Genomic DNA, 17,245 nt, shown 5'->3' on the forward strand with positions numbered 1-17,245 from the left:
GCCACGCTACAGCCCTGACATGCTCAATCCGCGTTGTTAGGGGATGGGCGTGTCAGGGGTGACAACTTGTCACCCCTGATGTCCAGGACCGGGTTTACCTCGTGTCGTACGGCGAGGTGGGGCGAGGCGAGGCGGGGCAACGGGTGCCAGGTCCCGGGTCTTGCGCGTTGGGATCATTTCTCGCGTGGTCCCAGGTCGTTGAGTTCGTAGCCCTGCGGGTAGACGCTGGTCGCTGCCCCCGGCACGAACCAGCTCGGAGGTGTCGACTGCCGCCGCCGACGCAGTGCTCGCCACCGGAACAGTGTCTGCACCCCCATCGCCACGATGGGCCCCGGTGCAGAGAACCCCAGTGATGACCGGGCCGGTTCTTCCAGTAGCACCGCCGCGGCCCGGATCGCCAAGGGACGTAGCGGTCGCGGCACGGGGTCGAAGACGGTGTCGAGGGTGGCGGTGATGAGTCGTCGGCCGGCGGGGGATGAGCGCAGCTGTGTCTGCTCGTAGTCGCTGAACCAGCGGTCGAACTCCTCGAACGTCGTCGGGATGTCGGACAGGCCCATGCGAGCGCCGAGTTCGCGGTACCAGTCCATGCTGGCCTCGACCTCCGCGCTACTCAGCTCTCGCCACCCGAAGCGGCGGATCGTGCGCACCCCGAGGACCACGAAGGTCCCCAGGATCCAGAGGTAGTCGTCGTTGCGGATGGAGAAGCGGTGGTGCATCGCGTTGAGCCGTCGCACCACCTCCTCGCCCACCTCGCTGCCCAGGCCGTGGTGGATCAGCTCGTACATGAAGAGGCCGGTGTCGCTGCCTCGGCGACGCGGTTCCTCCTGCATCTGCCCGGTGTGGCTGAGCAAGCCGGCCACGCGCGGGGACGCGAAGGTGCGCAGGTAGGCCAGGTGGAAGCCGATGCGGCTCTCTGCAGCGAACTCCGCGAGCGCCAGGTGGCGCTAGACCTCGTTGACTTCGGCGAGTCGCTGCGGGCTCAACACCTGCGGGGATGAGGCGGCGGCGGGTTGCCGATCGCCCGGCGGGGTTGGAGTGCTTTCGGGGGGAGGTGGTTTCGGGGACATCGGAGTGGGGGGCTGAGACGTGTTCACGCTCGTTACCTCGCGGATCTGATCAGCGCGTTGTCGTGCAGGACGTGGAGGAGTTGCTCGCGCAGCGGGTGTACGCCGTGTAGGGCCTGACTGAGCATGGTGGTGGCTTCAGCCAGGCTGGCCCCGCGCGGGACGGGCACCTCGAGGGGAAGGCTCTTGCGCGGTGCGTGGGCGCGGTACCGTTCGAGGCCGAGGAGCATGCAGGCCTGCCAGATGACGGTGTCGAGCTGGGGGCCGGGGCGTAGGCCGTGGGTGAGAGCCAGTGAGCGGATCTGTTCTTGGTCCTCGTGGTCGACGTAGGCCACCGCGATCCGTTCGATGTCGTGGATCTCCGACATCATGCGCCGACGCTGGAAGCCTGCGTCGGTGGCGTTCTTCGGCGCGGCTGCGGTCTGCTGGGGGAAGTGGACCAGCTGCGGCATCGACCGCGCCAGCGCCGACCACCACGGGCGTACGTCTTCCAGCTCGAGCAGTAGTTGTTGGTGGAGGCGCTCTTGGTGACGCCGGCCTAGGAGCAGTCGTGGGTGCTCGAGGAGCTGGCGTCGGCGGTGGCCTCGACCGGCTCGTCCTCGCCTGGGGTCTTGTTTCCGGCGGAGCATGCGCTGCAGAAGACGGTCGAGGCTGGTCCACACGAGACCAGTGACGATGACGACCTCGGCGAGCTGCTGCAGCGTCACGTCCAGACCTCTGCCGTGGGTGAGGGGTGGCGTTTCGCCGGTGATGACGGTGTAGGTCAGCAGGATCAGGCAGGTCGCGACGTAGCCCAGACCGATCAGGCAACCGACGGCGACCAGGCGTATGCCGACCCCGGCGGCGCGGGCCTCGGCTTGCGCGGCGATGGCGAAGCACGCGATGGAGGTTGCGCCCAAGGACCAGGACAGCAGGCCCAGTGAGGCGAGCCAGTGCACGAGCGCGGCCCAGGTGGGCTCGAACAGGTGCGGTGTCCGTGGAGGGTCGAGCACGAGGGGTGTGACCACCAGCAGGGCAGTGATGACCATGGCGCCGTTCAGCCAGCGAGGACGCCGGGGGCACAGACCCAGCAGGAGACGCAGCAGCTGCAGGAGGCATCCAGCGGCCAGCGCGCCGAAGAGGTGCAGGACGGCCTTGCTCCACCCGGGGTGGGCGCGATCGATGAGGGTGCTGACCGGAGCGGTCTGGGCGAGGGCTCCTAACGTCAGGCAACCCACGGTCCACCAGAGCATGTGTCGGGCTTGGCGGTCATCGGTGTCGGGCTGCTTCTCAGGACGAGGGTGGCCGCGGTACTCCTCGCCCGCTGGTTGGGCACGGCGGCGCTGTTCTCGGATGCCTTGGGTGCACGCGCGATAGGTGTCGGCGAACAACCAGGTGGCAAGAGCCGTGACCGCCAGGATCGAGACGATCCCGGTCAGGCTGACTCCGCTCAGGTCACCCACGCAGCAGCCGGGTGAAGTTGCCGGCCACGCCGTCACGGTCGAGTTCGTCGCGCTCGCGCAGATCGATCACGCGCCGACGAGCGGTAGTGGTCTCCTGCGCTTCAATGCGTTCAGCGAGCAGGGTGCCGAAGTATTCGGCTGCAGCTTCGTCGGCGTTGTCGGCGACGCTCACACCGATCTGGCAGCGGCTGTACTGCGCCTTCCTGGCCAGGTGGTTGCACATCAGGTGACCCAGTTCGTGACCCACGCACAGGGCTGTCCACCAGGGGTGGGTCTTCTCGTAGTCCTGGGGCCAGCTCACGATGATCAGGCCGGACTTCTTCTGGGCGATGAGTCCTGAGACTTCGGGGTCGGTGAGGGACTGCTGGTGCGCGCGGATGCGCACGCCGAGCTGGGCGGCCACGGACTGGATGAGGTTGCGCATCGTCAGCGGCCGAGGGAGCTGGATGGAGGCGACCATCTGCCGGCACTGCTGGGCCACACCGCTGTCGAGGGTGAACTCGCCCGGTCCCGTCTCGCTATCCTGGGGAGCGAGGAGCTGGAGGGGGCCCAGGATCCGCGACCCTGCAGTCGTGGTCTCTGCAGTCGTGATCGCTGGAGTCGTCTTCTCCGCAGTCGTCGAAGAGTGGGGCAGCGTCGTGGGCAGCGACACGATGCTGTGCTCCTTCCTGACGTTCCCGCTTGAGCTTCTGGTCGTGCGGGTAGGCAACGTGGTGTCGTGCCGGTCAGTCTCAGGTCGGTCAGTCTCAGGTCGGTCGCCCGGCTCATCGAGTGGTCAAGTACGCAACTACCGGTACTAGCTCATGGACCGTGAAGGTCCTGGATCGATACCTGGCGTCCCAGTACCGCGGCTCACGGCGCTATGAAAGCATGCCTCGGAGCACACGCCTAGCCCGACTGTCCGCACTGCGAACGTCACGAGAGGAGTCGACCCATGCTGTCGCTACAGTCGCCCGACCTCCCGGATCGCCGGGTGGGCCGCCGTGCCCGCCTCGCTCGAGGTGAGCAGGCGAGGCGGTGGGTGCGGTCCGGGCCCGGCCCGGATGGTGTCGTGGAGGCAGGATCTAGGCCGCAGGAACGGATGCCGCTGGTAGTGGGTGCCGGTGGGGGAGTCGTGATGGTGGGGGAGAGCAGTGGAACAACGCGGGGATGACCAAGACCGACCAACGATTGCTCGTGCCTTAGACCATCTTCTGCGTACGTACCGTGACGGGGAGGGAAATCCGGTCACTGTCGAGCGGGTGGCGGCTGAGATCAACACCAAGGGCGTAAGTGCCGCCTACATCAACGCCTTGCGCATCGGCACGAAAAGGAATCCGAGTGCTGACACTCTGCGAACCCTGGCGGCCTTCTTTGGCGTCAAGGCCGGATTCTTCTTCGACCCCCTTCCTGAAGGAAATGCAGTGACGAGCAGCAGTGCGCCAGTCGAGTCGTCCGAGGAGCCCTTCGCTGACGTGGGTGGAGAATCCCTAGCGACAGTGGGTCATGGGTCTGTCGATGATGATTCGCTGAACCTGCAGAGGTCCTCGGAGCGCACGCACCCTCAGGACGCGATGGTGGATCTCGCGGCTCGCCTGGAGTACCTGTTCAACCTCCGTGTGCGCGACGACGGGCAGCCTTGGAGCATGCGGCAGGTCAGTGCCGCCGCGAAAGCTCAAGGCGTTCCTCTTTCGGTCGGCTTCCTGCATGACTTACGGCGCGGGATCAAGGACAATCCAACAAAGCAGCAGCTCGAGTGTCTAGCGCGAATCTTCAGGGTCTGGCCCGGATACTTCTTCGAGAGTAACGAGGAACTGGAGCGCATCAACCGCAAGCTGCACGCCGTTGATGCTCTGGACAATGAACGTATCGCCAGCCTGGCCATGCGAGCGCGAAACCTCAGCGCCCGCGAGCTGAACATGATCAACGCGTTGATCGACGGGGCCCTTCGGGATGAGGGTGATGCGCTTCCAGATCCGGGCGCTGCGCCGAGGTAGTTCGGCGTAGCACGTCCCGGCACCTGATTGATGATTGAAGTTCTAGAGCTGTTCTGCTCACGCAACGGTGCAAGGATGTGCCCGCGCAAAGACGGAGTGAGCACGGGCACCTCGACGCGAAGTGGCCGTTGCACGACACGGCATGACGTAGCACGTCACGGCATGACGTCGCATGACGTGGCGTGGCTGGAGGTCTGGGAGGGATGAAGATCGTGAACGAGCTGATGAGCCAGGAGCCGCAACGGTCTACCTCCGCGCTGCGGGAGAGGACCGACGTCAGCGACGCCGCGCGCGTTCAGCGCTGTGTCGAACGCCTGGAACGCCTGGGCATCCGGCCCGGCACCTCCCTGCGCCGCCTGCTGATCGTCCTGCGCAAGCAGGAGGGACGCCCCATCAAGATCACTCAGCGGGGTCGTCACGGCCGTCTTCTGCACATGCCCGCAGAGGTGTCGGCCTGGGTCGACCGCGCGCCGGCCCGGCGCAGCATCCTGATCCTGCTCGCCGAGGACCACAAGAAGTCCATGCGCGGGCGGCGCCTACTCCTTCACGAGCTGGGGCACCTGATCGTGCGGCCCCACCACCAACTCAGCGTCCAGGCGCGTCTGACCTCACCCGGGCCCGATGGCCTCGAGCACGCCGGGGGCTACCAGCAGTTCCGCTGCAACGTGGACGATGAGGAAGAGCGCGAAGTCGAACTGATCGCCGGCCTGCTCCAGCACTACATGGCCCCGTGGATGCAGCAGAAGGAACTGCCACCGGCCTCCGGTCTGGGTTTGGTCCTGGCTCGACGAGGGACAACGCATGAGCCGACTAGCTGAAGTCATCGGCTGGGCTCCCGCCGCCACCTGTCTCCTGGGCGCGGTGGCTGCCTTCGCCCTGCGAGACCTGCTCACCGGCAACCTGACCCCCGCGCAGCTGCGGGCCCTGCGCCTGGCCCAGCCCAGCCCCAGTGCCGCTCGCAGCACAGACGACCTCGCCGCGATCGGGCGCAAAGCCCAGCGCGCTCAGTGGTTCGCCGTCGCCGGCCTGACGGTGGCAGCGTTCTTCAGCATCAGACCCCTCGTGTGGTGGCTCGAAGGCGTCACCGCCCCAGGAGTGCCCTGGATCATCGGGACCGTCGTGCTCATGTGGGCCGGCATGAACGCCGCCGACGCGATCATCCACACCGTCCAACCACCTCAGCGCACCGGTCGGTGGACCACCCGCCTCCTCTTCGCCAACCATGGCGCCTTCGCGGCCTGCTCGTTGCTCACCATCGCGCCGTGGTTCTTCCAAGCCCCGGTGCCGCGCACCGGCGCCCTCAATGAGTACGTCACCTACTACTCCCCCCACGTCGCCGGATTCATCGCCGCCCTCGGAGCCCAGATCTACGGCCCGTTCGTGGGCGCCCTCCTCTCCGTACTGTGCTGGCGGGAGGCGCGACGCGAGCGTGAACCCGCCGTCCGGTTGAGTCTGCGCCTCGTGGCTACCGGGGCGGTCATCGCCCAAGGCACCGTCTTGATCCAGAGCGTGCAGGCGTTCACCTGGATGCGCGGGAAACCGATGTGGACCGAGCAGGAAGCAGCCATCGCCCAGCTCGCCTGCCAGGTGCTCACACCCACCCTGCTCATCCTCGGCTGCTGCGTCGCCCCGATCGTCGACACCGTCCGCGCTCGCAGCACCCGCGTGTTCATGCAGCTGTGGCGTGAGGACGTCATCGCGCTACGCGCTCCCTGGCGGCTGCTGCAGGGCGTGTACCGCACCGCCTACGAGCCGGAGGCCGATCAGAGGACCCAGTCCGAGCGCGATGAGCTGTACGCGCAGCGAGCCCGGATGGCCAGCGAGATCATGGACGCTCTGGTCCAGGCCGCCGACGACCTCAGCCCCACTGCACGCAGCCGCGTCGAGCAACTACTGCGACTGGAGCAGCCGTCCTTCCTGCGTCGACGCCTGGGTCGTCCTGCCGCCAGCCTTGCCCGGGCTGTCCTGTCGGTGGTGGGCGGTTTCGCCCCCTCCTCGGCTGGGCGGTGGTGGCGGCGGATCACCGAAGGCCCGTTGCAGTCCACGGCCCGAGCTGATGCTGCCTGCGCCAGTGCGGCGATTCAGCTCCACCTCGATCGCCTGGCCAGCGGAGACGAGGGCGCGCGCCCCCGGTCGGTGACCCCGATCTTGACCATCAGCCCGCGCGATGTCGACGAAGCCGTGGCCTACTTGCGTCTGCTGTGGCGGGCTCTGCGCAGCCCCGAGGTCCAGGAAGCTGGAACCGCAGGCTTCGTGGCGATGATCGAGTGAGATCGAGTGAGATCGAACAAGAACGAGTGAGAACGCGCACGCACAGAAACGACCGCCTACTCACCAGAATCGATGGGGACCAGTGAACAAGGTCAAGCCTCTGAACGTCAGCGTCATCGGTGCCAGCTTCGCCGGCTTGTTCGCTGCCGCCGCCGCCGCCGCCTCGGGGCACCACGTCACGATCATCGAACGTGACGGCATCCCGACCACACCCCAACCGCGCGGAGGCGTTCCGCAGAGCGATCAGACCCACATCCTCCTGCACCGCGGTCTGGTCTCAGCCGAACATCTCCTCCCCGGCCTGCATGACGAGCTCATCCAGCGCGGCGCCCCGGAGTTCAAGGTCGGGCTCATGGCCCTGCTCAGCGCCGACGGCTGGGCCCCGCGCGGGGACTACGGGTTTCCCCTGGTCTGTTCCTCCAGGACGCTGCTGGAACACGTGATCAGGAAGCGAGTTCTGGCCCTGCCCAACGTGCAGGTGCTTCAGCAACGGCGTGTGCAGGCGCTGCGCCAGAACTCCTCGGGCACCTGGACTCTGCAGTTGCAGTCGACCGACAACGCCTCGACCGATAACGCCTCGACGGACATTCCCGTGACGACGGACAACGCCTCGACGACGGACAGTCCCTCGACGACGCAGGACGACCACTCCAGCGACCACTCCGACGCCCTCGTCGCCGACCTGGTCATCGACGCCTCGGGGCGCTCCTCCCGACTGCCCACGTGGCTGAAGCAACTGGGCGTGCCGCCGGTAGCGACGACCACGATCGATGCCCGCGTCGGCTACGCCACCCGGCGTTTCACCAGCTCCCGTCCTCCCGGCCCCGGCGTGCTCATGCTGGTCTCGGCCAAGCAGAGTCGCGGGTGCATCGTGAGTCCTATCGAAGACGGGTACTGGCAGGTCACCTCGGTGGGACGAGGTGACCATCGCCCGGGCCGCGATGGCGATGAGTTCATGGAGCACCTGGCCAAGCTGCCGGACCCGATGGCGCTGGACATGGTCAAGGACATGACTCCCGTCAGCGATGTGGTCGTCCACCGCCAGACCGCCAACGTCCGCCACCACTACGGCCGCGGCCGGCGCTGGCCTAGCGGGCTCATCGTCGTCGGGGACGCCTTGTGCGCACTGAACCCCGTCTACGGCAGCGGTATCACCGTGGCCGCCTGCCAGGGGCGGCTGCTGGAGCGAGCCTTCAAGAAGGCACAACACGGCAACCTGAACACCCCCCGCCTGCAGCGAAGCCTCGCGCGTTCGGCGAATCTGCCCTGGACGATGGCCACCTCCCAGGACCGTCAACTGCTCACCACCCCGCAACGAGCGCGACCCGTCGAGGCAGTCGTTGGCTGGTGGGGGGCGGAGGTCGCTCGCCTGGCCGGCGCCGGCGACGCGCGGGCAGCAGACGTTCTGCAGGCCGTCACGCACCTGATGTCGCACCCGATCGTGCTGTTCACCCCACCCCTACTGGTGGCCTCACTGCGCTCACGTCTGCGCCCACGCCGCATGCAGGCGCCCACGACGACCCCCACGCTCAGCTCTTACCCCATCGTCAGCGACCACACCGCCCATCGGGATCTCGACTCCTCAGCGCGCGCGGGCGGCGTCAAGGCAGGGAGCGGGGCGTGATGGGGTCTGCGGATCTAACGGTGGGAAGGCCGGACTGACCTTCGATCGACGAATCAGGCCCGCCGCGAGGTCATCCGCTCACACAACTGACCTGTGACGCTCTGCTCCCCACAGGAAGCGACTCGGCAACCATGGCCACCTCCCAAGACCGCCAGTTCCTGCAAGGACCGAACCGAACCAGGCCGACGGAGGCCGTCGTCAGTGCACGGGGCACCGAAGTGGACAGGCTGGCAATGCACGACGACATGCACGCTGCGGACGTTATTCAAGCCGTAACCACCTCATGGCCCCAGCCAGTGATGCTGTTGCATCCCACCCTGATCGCGGCCTCGGTGGGTTCACGTCCAAGCAGGCGCGACCTACGAGCAGACCAGGCGGCCGTGTGGGCGTCGGCTACCGTCCCCGTCGACGCTTCACAGACACGACACCCCACACACCCACCTCACGGGTAAACAGGCACGAGCGGATGACGACGGTGACGACATGACTCCCACGACATGGGCGGCCTTGCCCTCCGGTACCTGGGACCTGACCAGGCCTACGGTCCTCACCAAGTGGGAGACGTTGCAGGTCCGGGAATCGGACCTGGCGCGCTTGGACTTCGACTCCATCACCGCTGATCTCCACGAGCGGGCGATCCCGGAAATCGCCGAACTGCGTGTGGATCACCGCCCCGACGATCCCGAATCCATGACCCTGTTCAAGACGTCCTCGGGTCGTCGTGTCCCCATCGACGCCCTGGGCTTCCTGCAGATGCCGGTTCCCGCACGACCTGGTGGCACCCGGTGGGCTGTCCACGCGTCCCTCCAGGCACCGCTGTCGGTGCCGGGCGGTAGCTGGAGTGAGTTCCAGCGCCAAACCCGGGCGTTCGGGGGTGTCAACCTGATCAGCGGCGATTTGGATTGGTTTCAGGTCGCCGCAGCAGCAGGGGAGCAGCCCAGTCTCAGCCACGTCGCTGTCGGTCAGGCCTGGATTGGCTGGATACCTCTGGGCGACTACCAGACTGCGCTCGCCGCCGAAGCTACTCATCCGTTGCGGCGGACCCTGCGCTACAACTTCAGTCGGCTGCGTGAGCGAGTGTCCGCAGCACGCCACACCGCTCGTAGCACCCCACCTGACTCAACTGCACCCGGCGCCAACCCGGCGCGGCCTTTCTGAAGCGGTCCTGACCGTCGAAGGTGAACCTGGACCAACCGCACGTGCCAGACCCGTGTCCTCACGATCCGTCGAAGGTGTCGGAGCCTCTCAAGACTGCGTGGGTGAGTCTGGTGCACCACCGGCGGTCACAACTCGACGGATCTTGGCTACCTGCACCTGACAGCACCCGATCGCAGTCGAGGAACAGGAGCGTCATGACCAAGGCCAAGCCGCTGGTGCCGCTGAAAGAGCACCCCCCGCACCCGGCTGCGACATGCTGGCGCGATGAGGTGGCCACGCCGACACACCCAACCCCTCGAGACGACCACGCTGCCCGCCGGCGTAGTCCAGCTCGCCCGCCGGCTGCCGAACCCGCAGGAGCTGCGCCAGCACTGCCAGGGCCTAGCAATGCTGGACGCGATCCAGGCCGAGGATCCCACCGACCGCTACTACTCCTTCGACGCCTCCTGGAGCCCCACAGAGCAACTGGCGTCGATGGACGACGGCTCCGGCAACTCCTGGTCGATCACCTTCACCCCCGACGGGGCGTGGCTGCGCGGCTTCGATCACGAGAGCCCGATGAGCCCTTACGGCGAACCCTTCGACCTCGACTGGCTCGCCGCCGTCCCTCAGCCGCTGCGCGGTGCAGCTGCTGAAGTGGCCTTCACCGATGGGGACCTACCGCTGCTCACCCTGGCCTGCTGGTGGCTGCACCTCGCACCGGACGCGGAGAGGGGCCCTCACCCGGGAGGCGAGCAGCGCTGGCACCCGGTGCAGCTGCGCGGCAGCGTCCCCGCCGATCTCAACGACGGCAGCGGGTGGCTGCTGGCTGAGTTCGACGCCGATCCCGGCACCTCCCCTGAGGCTTACCGCAGCTTCGCTGCGGACTACTACGAGACCGAACTCGAGCGTGACGACATCGCTCATGTCCTCGCGCTGCAGCCACTGCGCGAAGATCTGGTGCAACGACTCAACCCCCAGCGGACGCTGGCGCAGCTCGGCGAGGACATCGTCTCGATCGGCTACCCGAGGCCCACCTGATCCGCACCGAAACGTCCGGTCATCCCGCCGAGGCCTCCGGCCAGGGCGCCCTCCACGATCGTGATCGATGACGATGGGCGTCTCCTGCCGACGTCGTCCGATCGGGGGCATCACCACCCCGACCACCGCCCCGCAGTGAGATCATGGAACCGCTCACGGCGCATCTGAGCCTGCCGCAGGTGCTGCACCGACCGAGGTGGAGGTCACACAGACCAGGGTGGAGATCGACATGGCCGATCCTGCTGCAGCAGAACGCACTCAGCCCACCACCGCCCGCGTCCAACCCGTCCCACGCATTCCGCGGATGTTCTACGCCAAGGGCATCGTGCTGTGGCTGGCGGGGACAGGGTTCCTGGGCCTTGGCGCGGGCACGCTGACCCTGAGTCTCGACGACGACCTCCGCACCCGTGGCGTGACGACTTCTGCCGTGGTCACCGATGTCACCTGCGGCCCTCTGGACGGCAGGTCCGCCTCCTTCGACGTACGCGCCGACGTGGGCGACCTGCTCTTCCTGGACTGTCCGCCACGCACGGAACACCTGCGGGTCGGGCAGGTCGTGCAGGTCACCTACGACCCCCACGACGTCACCAACGTGCGCTTGGCCGACTACACCGACCGGTCGCTGGGCTTGGCCTTGACCCTCCTGGGATCCGCAGCGGCGCTGACGTTGACGGGCTGGATCGTTCTGGACCTCCGCCGGGGCTTTCGCTCCGCGGCCGAGGACGCCGCACTACGCGCCGTGAAGCAGCAGGAGGCAATCGCGCGGACAGCCGCCACGAAGCGCAAAGTTGAGCGTCGTGCAGCCACCCGTCGTGGTGACTGGCTGAGGCAGCTCAAGCCTGCGGCTCGCTCATTCCGCAAGCGCACGGACTGGCCTGCGGACTACCGGGGTCGTCACCGCACCTGACCGCACCTGACAGGCCGGGATCGGCGAGGCGGAAACCGTTGATCACGCGCCCGCCCGGTGGGGGAGGGGGTGGCTGTGGTGCCGATGCGGACCCGCATGTCGCGGCAGCTGTCAGCACGTCTTGCGGTGCGCGCTAAGGGCACGGTCATCCCGCGGTGCGCGCGGTCGGCAGCGGCCGACAACTTAACGCTCTTGGCGAATTGCGAATGGTTGTTCTGCCGCCCGGCGACTGGCACAGACCAGAGCCAACATCAACCGCCCGGATCTCCCACACGACGGTGCCGGCAATGCGACGATCACCTCAGCGTGCCCACTACGGCACCCACACCGCCTGAGCCTGGATCCACCGTCCCGTGATGCTGCGGGGGCCAGTACGTGAGGCGGCGGGTGGCTTCTGACCTGCAACGATGGGACTTCTCTACGGTTCCAACGCAGCAGCAAGGAAGACACCCGCCAAATGCAAGTCTCGCACGCCCTCCCCACCACCGCGGCGGCGTCCTCGATCACCTTCGACGACCCAAACCTCATCGCCCACGCCGGCCTGGCCCCGGCCCTGCAACTGGCCCAGACCGCGGGCCTGCACGACCTGCTCGGCCAGCACCTCACCCTCGCCGGGCCCGGGTCGGCTAACGCTGCGGCCAAGGCCACCGGCCTGGTCGCCGGGATGTTAGTCGGCGCCGACAGCATCGACGACATGGACGTCCTGCGACACGGCGCGAGCACGAAACTGTTCGACGACGTCCGCGCCCCCTCGACCTTGGGGACGTTCCTGCGGACCTTCACTCACGGCCACGTCCGCCAACTCGACGCCGTCGCGGCCCGGTTCCTGACCGGCCTGCAGACCACGACCGCCGCGGTTGGGTCACCGCTACTGGCCGATGCCGACCAGATCCTCTACGTCGATGTCGACGACACCATCCGCCAGACCTACGGCTACGCCAAGCAGGGCGCCGGATACGGCTACTCGAAAGTCAAAGGCCTGAACGCGATGCTGGTGACCGCGACCACCCCGGCCAGCACGCCGGTGATCGTGGGAACCCGCTTGCGAAAGGGATCGGTCGCCAGCGCTAAGGGTGCGCCGAAACTACTGGGCGATGCCCTGGCGACCCTCAAACGCACCGGCACCGGCACCGGCACCGGCGCCGGCACCGGCACCGGCACCGGTGCTGGTGCTGGTGCTGGTGCGGCTACCGGTGGCGGGTTGGTGATCGTGCGGGCCGATTCGGCTTACTACAACCACGCCGTGATCGCCGCCGCCCGCCGCGGCCGGGCCCGCTTCTCCCTCACCGCTCGCAGCAATCCCGCTGTCCGGCGGGCGATCGCGGGCATCGCCGACGATGCCTGGACGCCGATCAAGTACACCGACGCGGTCTGGGATGAAGACGACCGGCGCTGGGTTTCTGATGCCGAGGTCGCCGAGACGACCTACACCGCGTTCACCGGCCGCAGGAAGGCTGAGCACGTGAGGGCGCGGTTGATCGTCCGCCGCGTCAAACGGTTGAACCCCGCCGCTCTCGGTCGGGGGCAGGGTGAGTTGTTCGAGACCTATCGCTATCACGCGGTGTTCACCGACTCCCCGCTGCCGATGCTGGTCGCGGAGAAAGATCACCGCGCGCACGCGGTGATCGAGTCGGTGATCGCCGAGGCCAAGGACGGGCCGTTGGCGCATCTGCCGTCGGGGAAGTTCCAGGCCAACGCTGCCTGGTTGGTGTTGGCCGCGATCACGCACAACCTGACCCGAGCCATTGCCGCGTTGGCGGGGACGACCCACCGTCGCGAACGTGCTGGGACGATCCGGGGCAAGCTGATCAGCTTGCCTGCGCGGGTCGCGTTCTCGGCTCGTCGGCTGCGGTTGCACGCCCCGTCCGGCTGGCCCTGGCAGTCCGGCTTGGAGAACGTGTTGGCCGCCATCGTTGAGATCGACCGGCATCAGCCGGTCGTGACCCGCCGGATCTGAGCACTGCCCGACGCCCACCGCCCGAGAGGGCACGACCAGGAATCGCCGTGGAAGAGCCGACACCCGGTCGGCGGCTATCTGATGCCCTGCTCGTGGTGACCTGCCTTCGGCAGGTCACCACGAGCTCATCGGTCATTCGGTGGTGGATCCAGGCTGAGAGGCCGCCGATGACCAAGGACGAGTACCGCCGCCGCTGGGCCGGTACCGCCCGCACCGCAACCGCCGGCGCGCTGATCGGAGCCATCGGTGGAGCGGTCGCCGGGACCTCCTCACTGCTGAGCGACGATGGGTTCTCCACCGGCGCCGCTCTGTTCTTCGGCGGTGGGTTCGGCGCCGCGTTCGGGGCGCTCTTCGGTGTGGGGACCGGCGCCGTAGGAGGCTGCCTGGCGGTACACGTGGTCCGTCGACACGTTCTGCTCGCCCGGACGCTGCTGGCGGTGTGCAGCGGTGTCCTCATCGCTCTGGCGACGGCGTGGAGCCTGGGGCCCGAGATGGGTCGGCTCGGGTGGATCGTCCTGGCTGGAGTCGTCGCCTCGACCGCAGCTTGGCTTTGCGCTCCGTGGTGTCTGCGTCCCCTCCGTGCGGCCGACTTGCCTGCCTGAACTGCTGATCGCCGCGCGACACCACCGTGCGGTCGATCTCACGGTCATCCCGCCCTCCGGGTGCGATCACGGCCGGCCGCGACTTCACGCTCGTGTCGATGAGCGCGCTGTCGACTCACACCGAGACGGGCACGCCGCAGCCCAAGCCCACTGGCACCACGTACCGCTGAGTACGCGATGGAGAGCGCGAGGCCTGCGGGGAGCAAGGGCCACCACAACGGTCCACCGCCCATCAGCAGATCACTGCGATGATCACCTCGCCCGCAGCCCCACCGACAGCACGAGTACGGCAGTGCTCACACCAGGAGCTGAGACGTTGTTCCGCCAGGTACCTGTCCTCCCCGTCGTGGTCCCGATCGCCGGCGCAGCCTTCCTGGGCCTGCTCTGGTCGCTGCGACGACGTGATCGCTTGTCACTGCCACGGGCCGCTGTGGCCGCCGCTCTGTGCGTCTACCTCGCCGGCATCATCGCTAATACCGTTTTCCCGATCTTCCTGGACAAGCCCGCCAGCACCGGACCGTGGTCAGACTTCTTGAACGTCGTTCCCGTGGCGGGGTACGAACCCGCCGACGCCGCGTTGAACGTCGCCGTCTTCGTCCCGGTGGGGATCCTGGTGGCCCTGGTGATGACTCGTCCCTCATGGACGCGCGTTCTGGCCGTCGCAACGGCGATCAGCGCAACCATCGAAGTCACCCAGTTCGTCACCGCCAACACCCTGGGCGGAGGTCACATCGCAGACGTCAACGACCTGTTGTCCAACGCCGTAGGCGGCCTTTTCGGCTTTGGCCTGTTGGTACTTCTCGATCGGGTTCCGGCCGTCCGCGCGGTGGTGGACCGCTTCCGTTGGCAGGCAGGTCCTCCCGTTCGCTGAGACCCACGGGCGAGCGACGTCGCGGTCATCCCGCGGTGCGCGCGAAGCGCACGGTCATCCCGCCGTCCGCGGTCGTAGTTCGGCTGCGGCGCGGGTTGGAAGGGAAGATGCCCCTACAAGGGCCACCACTCTGTGATGCCGAAGCCGGCGAGCACGGCGATACCTCCACCGATCACGCTCGAGATCCCGAACGAAGCCGCGCCCACAGGCGTCGCCAGTTCGTGCCGCGGCCAGACCTTGCCCAAGCGGTGACCTACCGGGCGGCGCCAAATGATCAGCAGCAAGCCCGCAACGATGAAGATCGGTCCGACGTAGACCCCGGGCCCCAGGTGCACAGGCTGAGGCTACTGACCTCGACGAGCACTCCTGTCGATCTTGCCCTGTATGGGTCAGCTCAGAGTCTTGAGGGCAACGGTGACGATACGCACGGTCATCCCGCGTTGTGTGCGCCGTCGCCTGCGGCGGGCGACTTCACGCTGGTGGCGATGTCGGACGACGAATCAGGGACGAACACCGCTCGATCTACCCTCGTGGCCATGATCGACCTGGCCCGCATGACCCCCAGCGACGTCCCCGACCTGCTCGACTTTCTCGCCCGGGCAGACCTCACCCTCAGCGGCCTGGACGACCCCGAGATGCGCCTGTGGCTCCTGCGCGATGAGCACGGGCGGGTCCATGGCAGCACCGGGTACGAGCTGTCCAAAGACGGACGCCACGCGCTCATCCGCAGCGTGGCCGTGGAGAAGCACCTTCGAGGAAGCGGAACCGGACTGGAGCTGGCCAGCTGGGCACTGCAGCGAGCTGCTGCAGAGGGCGCCGAACGCGCCTGGCTGTTCAGCCGCCGCTCAGGCCCCTTCTGGCAGCGACTCGGCTTCACCGCGGCCGACCGTGACGAGCTGGCCGACGCCCTCGCGGAGACCCGTCAGGTCGAGCTCTTCCGTCACAGCGGGCAGTTGCAGCAAGAAGTCGCATGGTCACGACCGCTGGATCGAGACGCTTCGGCTCCCGTCGCAGCCGGGCCGATGGAGACCTGCTGACCGGCGGGCTGCCAGTCAGGCGCGCCCGTTGACGACCACTCGGTCATCCCGCGTTGTGCGCCGTCGCGGGCGGCCGGTGACGTCACGCTCTTGCCGATGACCGAGCGGGCCGCGGACACGATGATCAAGGCAGGTCATCGCCGGATAGGCACCGGTACGGTTAGGGCAGGTCCACAGCCGCCAGCCGCTGCAGCACTCCCACCAGGTGCGCCAGGTCATGCCACACGATGACGCCTGACTCGTCGTCCAAATCCTCGTCTGGCCCGTTCGCAAGCTCACGCACTGCGTCGAGGTCGTCAACCAGGCTGGCCACCGTGTGTGCCGCTGCGGGCGGGGGGACGTCGAGGTCGTAGGCGTGTCTCGCCGGCAACGCCCAGTAGGCGTCGACCTCCAGGTCGATCTCATCGCCATGGCGACGCTGCACCTCACCGAGTACCCGGATCAATGACGTCCGTAGGGCATCAATCGACACGGTGCTTGGCTTGCTCATCGCTGGAGGATGTCAGGCCGACCGCACCCAGGAATGCTCGGTCATCCCGCGATACGGGCGATCCTCGGCGGCGACTTCATGCTTCGATCGACGAGCGGAGGAGACGGAACTCGAGCAGTACCTGAGCCACATCAGGGTCTGCTTAAAAACACCGCCTCGACGTGCAACCAGATCTTGAAGTCCCTGCGTCAGGGCAGTGTGGACGACATGAACCGGGAAGAGCACTTCACCTCCTGGGCCAACGAGGCAACCCCGCAGCTGCGGCGCATCGCCCGACTACTGGCCGGCGACTTCCACATCGGTGAAGACCTCCTCCAAGACGTCTACGCCAAGATGTATGCCCGCTGGCCCCGCATCCAAGACCCCAGCGCCTACGCCCGTCGTGCCCTGGCCAATGCCGCCACCTCACGCTGGCGCAGCCGCTCCCACCGCCACGAAGCCGTCCGCGACGTCGACGACCACCTCGCCGGCCCCGAACGCTCTCAGCCGCTGGTGGACCTGGAACAGCGCGCCGACCTCCTGGCCGTCCTGCGTCCCCTGCCACCACGACAACGTGCCGTGATCGTCCTGCGCTACCTCGACGACCGCAGCGACGAGCAGGTCGCTGACCTGCTCGACATCAGCGTCGGCACCGTCAAGAGCCAGGCCTCACGCGCGCTGGCCCGGTTGCGCCAGACACTGCCCGACCTCGCGGCTAAGCAGCGGCCCCAGCCGGACCGGTCGAATCCAGACACTCCCTCCCCCACCGCCTCCTCCGCTGCCTCTTTCGTGGATTGGAACCGCTCATGAACACCGAGAACCACGATTCCTTCCCCGCCGCCCTACG

Annotated in this window: 17 protein-coding genes; 12 read left to right on the forward strand and 5 right to left on the reverse strand. The window is 67.5% G+C overall.

Translation table 11 applies throughout. From position 1 onward, the window contains the following. Positions 1-173: 173 nt before the first annotated feature. The 3 genes from SJY07_RS24500 to SJY07_RS24510 all read right to left on the reverse strand — a co-directional run bounded on the left by SJY07_RS24500 (position 174) and on the right by SJY07_RS24510 (position 3,158). Positions 174-860, reverse strand: coding sequence for an oxygenase MpaB family protein (locus tag SJY07_RS24500; RefSeq protein ID WP_380161883.1), 687 nt, complete (start codon positions 858-860; stop codon positions 174-176). Between the two features lie 239 nt (positions 861-1,099). Beyond that, positions 1,100-2,434: a hypothetical protein gene (locus tag SJY07_RS24505; protein ID WP_380161884.1), complete on the reverse strand. Its 1,335-nt coding sequence runs from the start codon at positions 2,432-2,434 to the stop codon at positions 1,100-1,102. Positions 2,435-2,498: 64 nt separating this feature from the next. Continuing rightward, positions 2,499-3,158, reverse strand: a complete 660-nt coding sequence (locus SJY07_RS24510; protein WP_380161885.1) for a hypothetical protein — start codon at positions 3,156-3,158, stop codon at positions 2,499-2,501. 589 nt (positions 3,159-3,747) lie between these two features. Between SJY07_RS24510 and SJY07_RS24515 the strand changes: the two genes are divergently transcribed. From SJY07_RS24515 to SJY07_RS24560, 10 genes are all read left to right on the forward strand, one after another. Then, a complete protein-coding gene (locus tag SJY07_RS24515; protein ID WP_380161886.1) occupies positions 3,748-4,482 on the forward strand; it encodes an XRE family transcriptional regulator in 735 nt (244 codons plus the stop codon). A gap of 203 nt (positions 4,483-4,685) precedes the next feature. Further along, positions 4,686-5,300: a hypothetical protein gene (locus tag SJY07_RS24520; RefSeq protein ID WP_380161887.1), complete on the forward strand. Its 615-nt coding sequence runs from the start codon at positions 4,686-4,688 to the stop codon at positions 5,298-5,300. Beyond that, the gene (locus tag SJY07_RS24525) at positions 5,284-6,753 is read left to right on the forward strand and encodes a hypothetical protein (RefSeq protein ID WP_380161888.1); all 1,470 of its coding nucleotides are present in this window, start codon (positions 5,284-5,286) and stop codon (positions 6,751-6,753) included. The genes SJY07_RS24520 and SJY07_RS24525 overlap by 17 nt, the downstream gene beginning before the upstream one ends. 82 nt (positions 6,754-6,835) lie before the next feature. Further along, positions 6,836-8,377 carry an NAD(P)/FAD-dependent oxidoreductase gene (locus SJY07_RS24530; protein ID WP_380161889.1) on the forward strand — a complete coding sequence of 514 codons (1,542 nt, stop codon included), beginning with the start codon at positions 6,836-6,838 and terminating at the stop codon, positions 8,375-8,377. A 483-nt stretch (positions 8,378-8,860) separates the two neighbouring features. Then, the gene (locus SJY07_RS24535) at positions 8,861-9,535 is read left to right on the forward strand and encodes a hypothetical protein (RefSeq protein WP_380161890.1); all 675 of its coding nucleotides are present in this window, start codon (positions 8,861-8,863) and stop codon (positions 9,533-9,535) included. 264 nt (positions 9,536-9,799) lie between these two features. Next, a complete protein-coding gene (locus SJY07_RS24540; RefSeq protein ID WP_380161891.1) occupies positions 9,800-10,555 on the forward strand; it encodes a hypothetical protein in 756 nt (251 codons plus the stop codon). Positions 10,556-10,772: 217 nt separating this feature from the next. Further along, positions 10,773-11,462 (forward strand): hypothetical protein, encoded by a 690-nt coding sequence (locus SJY07_RS24545; protein ID WP_380161892.1) that lies wholly within the window; start codon positions 10,773-10,775, stop codon positions 11,460-11,462. 457 nt (positions 11,463-11,919) lie between these two features. Next, a complete protein-coding gene (locus SJY07_RS24550) occupies positions 11,920-13,419 on the forward strand; it encodes an IS1380 family transposase (RefSeq protein WP_380156095.1) in 1,500 nt (499 codons plus the stop codon). A 167-nt stretch (positions 13,420-13,586) separates the two neighbouring features. After that, on the forward strand, positions 13,587-14,021 hold the full coding sequence (locus SJY07_RS24555) for a hypothetical protein (protein ID WP_380161893.1): 435 nt from the start codon (positions 13,587-13,589) through the stop codon (positions 14,019-14,021). 346 nt (positions 14,022-14,367) lie between these two features. Further along, the gene (locus tag SJY07_RS24560) at positions 14,368-14,892 is read left to right on the forward strand and encodes a VanZ family protein (protein WP_380161894.1); all 525 of its coding nucleotides are present in this window, start codon (positions 14,368-14,370) and stop codon (positions 14,890-14,892) included. A gap of 113 nt (positions 14,893-15,005) precedes the next feature. On the opposite strand, the gene SJY07_RS24565 is transcribed toward SJY07_RS24560, so the two are convergent. Continuing rightward, complete coding sequence (locus tag SJY07_RS24565) at positions 15,006-15,227, reverse strand: hypothetical protein (protein ID WP_380161895.1); 222 nt, start codon at positions 15,225-15,227, stop codon at positions 15,006-15,008. Between the two features lie 201 nt (positions 15,228-15,428). Here SJY07_RS24565 and SJY07_RS24570 point away from each other — a divergent pair, with 201 nt between their 5' ends. Further along, the gene (locus tag SJY07_RS24570; protein WP_380161896.1) at positions 15,429-15,929 is read left to right on the forward strand and encodes a GNAT family N-acetyltransferase; all 501 of its coding nucleotides are present in this window, start codon (positions 15,429-15,431) and stop codon (positions 15,927-15,929) included. A gap of 160 nt (positions 15,930-16,089) precedes the next feature. Here the strand turns inward: SJY07_RS24570 and SJY07_RS24575 are convergent, their stop codons facing one another. Further along, positions 16,090-16,419, reverse strand: coding sequence for a hypothetical protein (locus tag SJY07_RS24575; protein ID WP_380161897.1), 330 nt, complete (start codon positions 16,417-16,419; stop codon positions 16,090-16,092). 207 nt (positions 16,420-16,626) lie between these two features. On the opposite strand from SJY07_RS24575, the gene SJY07_RS24580 reads away from it, so the two are divergent. Further along, positions 16,627-17,208 carry a SigE family RNA polymerase sigma factor gene (locus SJY07_RS24580; protein ID WP_380161898.1) on the forward strand — a complete coding sequence of 194 codons (582 nt, stop codon included), beginning with the start codon at positions 16,627-16,629 and terminating at the stop codon, positions 17,206-17,208. Positions 17,209-17,245 lie beyond the last annotated feature (37 nt).

Source organism: Kineococcus sp. R86509 (assembly GCF_042466365.1).
Taxonomy (GTDB): Bacteria; Actinomycetota; Actinomycetes; order Actinomycetales; family Kineococcaceae; genus Kineococcus.

Bases quoted from the DNA above. Each gene is read 5' to 3' on its own strand.
- SJY07_RS24520 (WP_380161887.1), top strand. From the start codon at position 4,686: ATGAAGATCGTGAACGAGCTGATGAGCCAGGAGCCGCAACGGTCTACC.
- SJY07_RS24570 (WP_380161896.1), top strand. From the start codon at position 15,429: ATGATCGACCTGGCCCGCATGACCCCCAGCGACGTCCCCGACCTGCTC.
- SJY07_RS24580 (WP_380161898.1), top strand. From the start codon at position 16,627: ATGAACCGGGAAGAGCACTTCACCTCCTGGGCCAACGAGGCAACCCCG.
- SJY07_RS24575 (WP_380161897.1), bottom strand. From the start codon at position 16,419: ATGAGCAAGCCAAGCACCGTGTCGATTGATGCCCTACGGACGTCATTG.
- SJY07_RS24525 (WP_380161888.1), top strand. From the start codon at position 5,284: ATGAGCCGACTAGCTGAAGTCATCGGCTGGGCTCCCGCCGCCACCTGT.
- SJY07_RS24535 (WP_380161890.1), top strand. From the start codon at position 8,861: ATGACTCCCACGACATGGGCGGCCTTGCCCTCCGGTACCTGGGACCTG.
- SJY07_RS24540 (WP_380161891.1), top strand. From the start codon at position 9,800: ATGAGGTGGCCACGCCGACACACCCAACCCCTCGAGACGACCACGCTG.
- SJY07_RS24555 (WP_380161893.1), top strand. From the start codon at position 13,587: ATGACCAAGGACGAGTACCGCCGCCGCTGGGCCGGTACCGCCCGCACC.
- SJY07_RS24550 (WP_380156095.1), top strand. From the start codon at position 11,920: ATGCAAGTCTCGCACGCCCTCCCCACCACCGCGGCGGCGTCCTCGATC.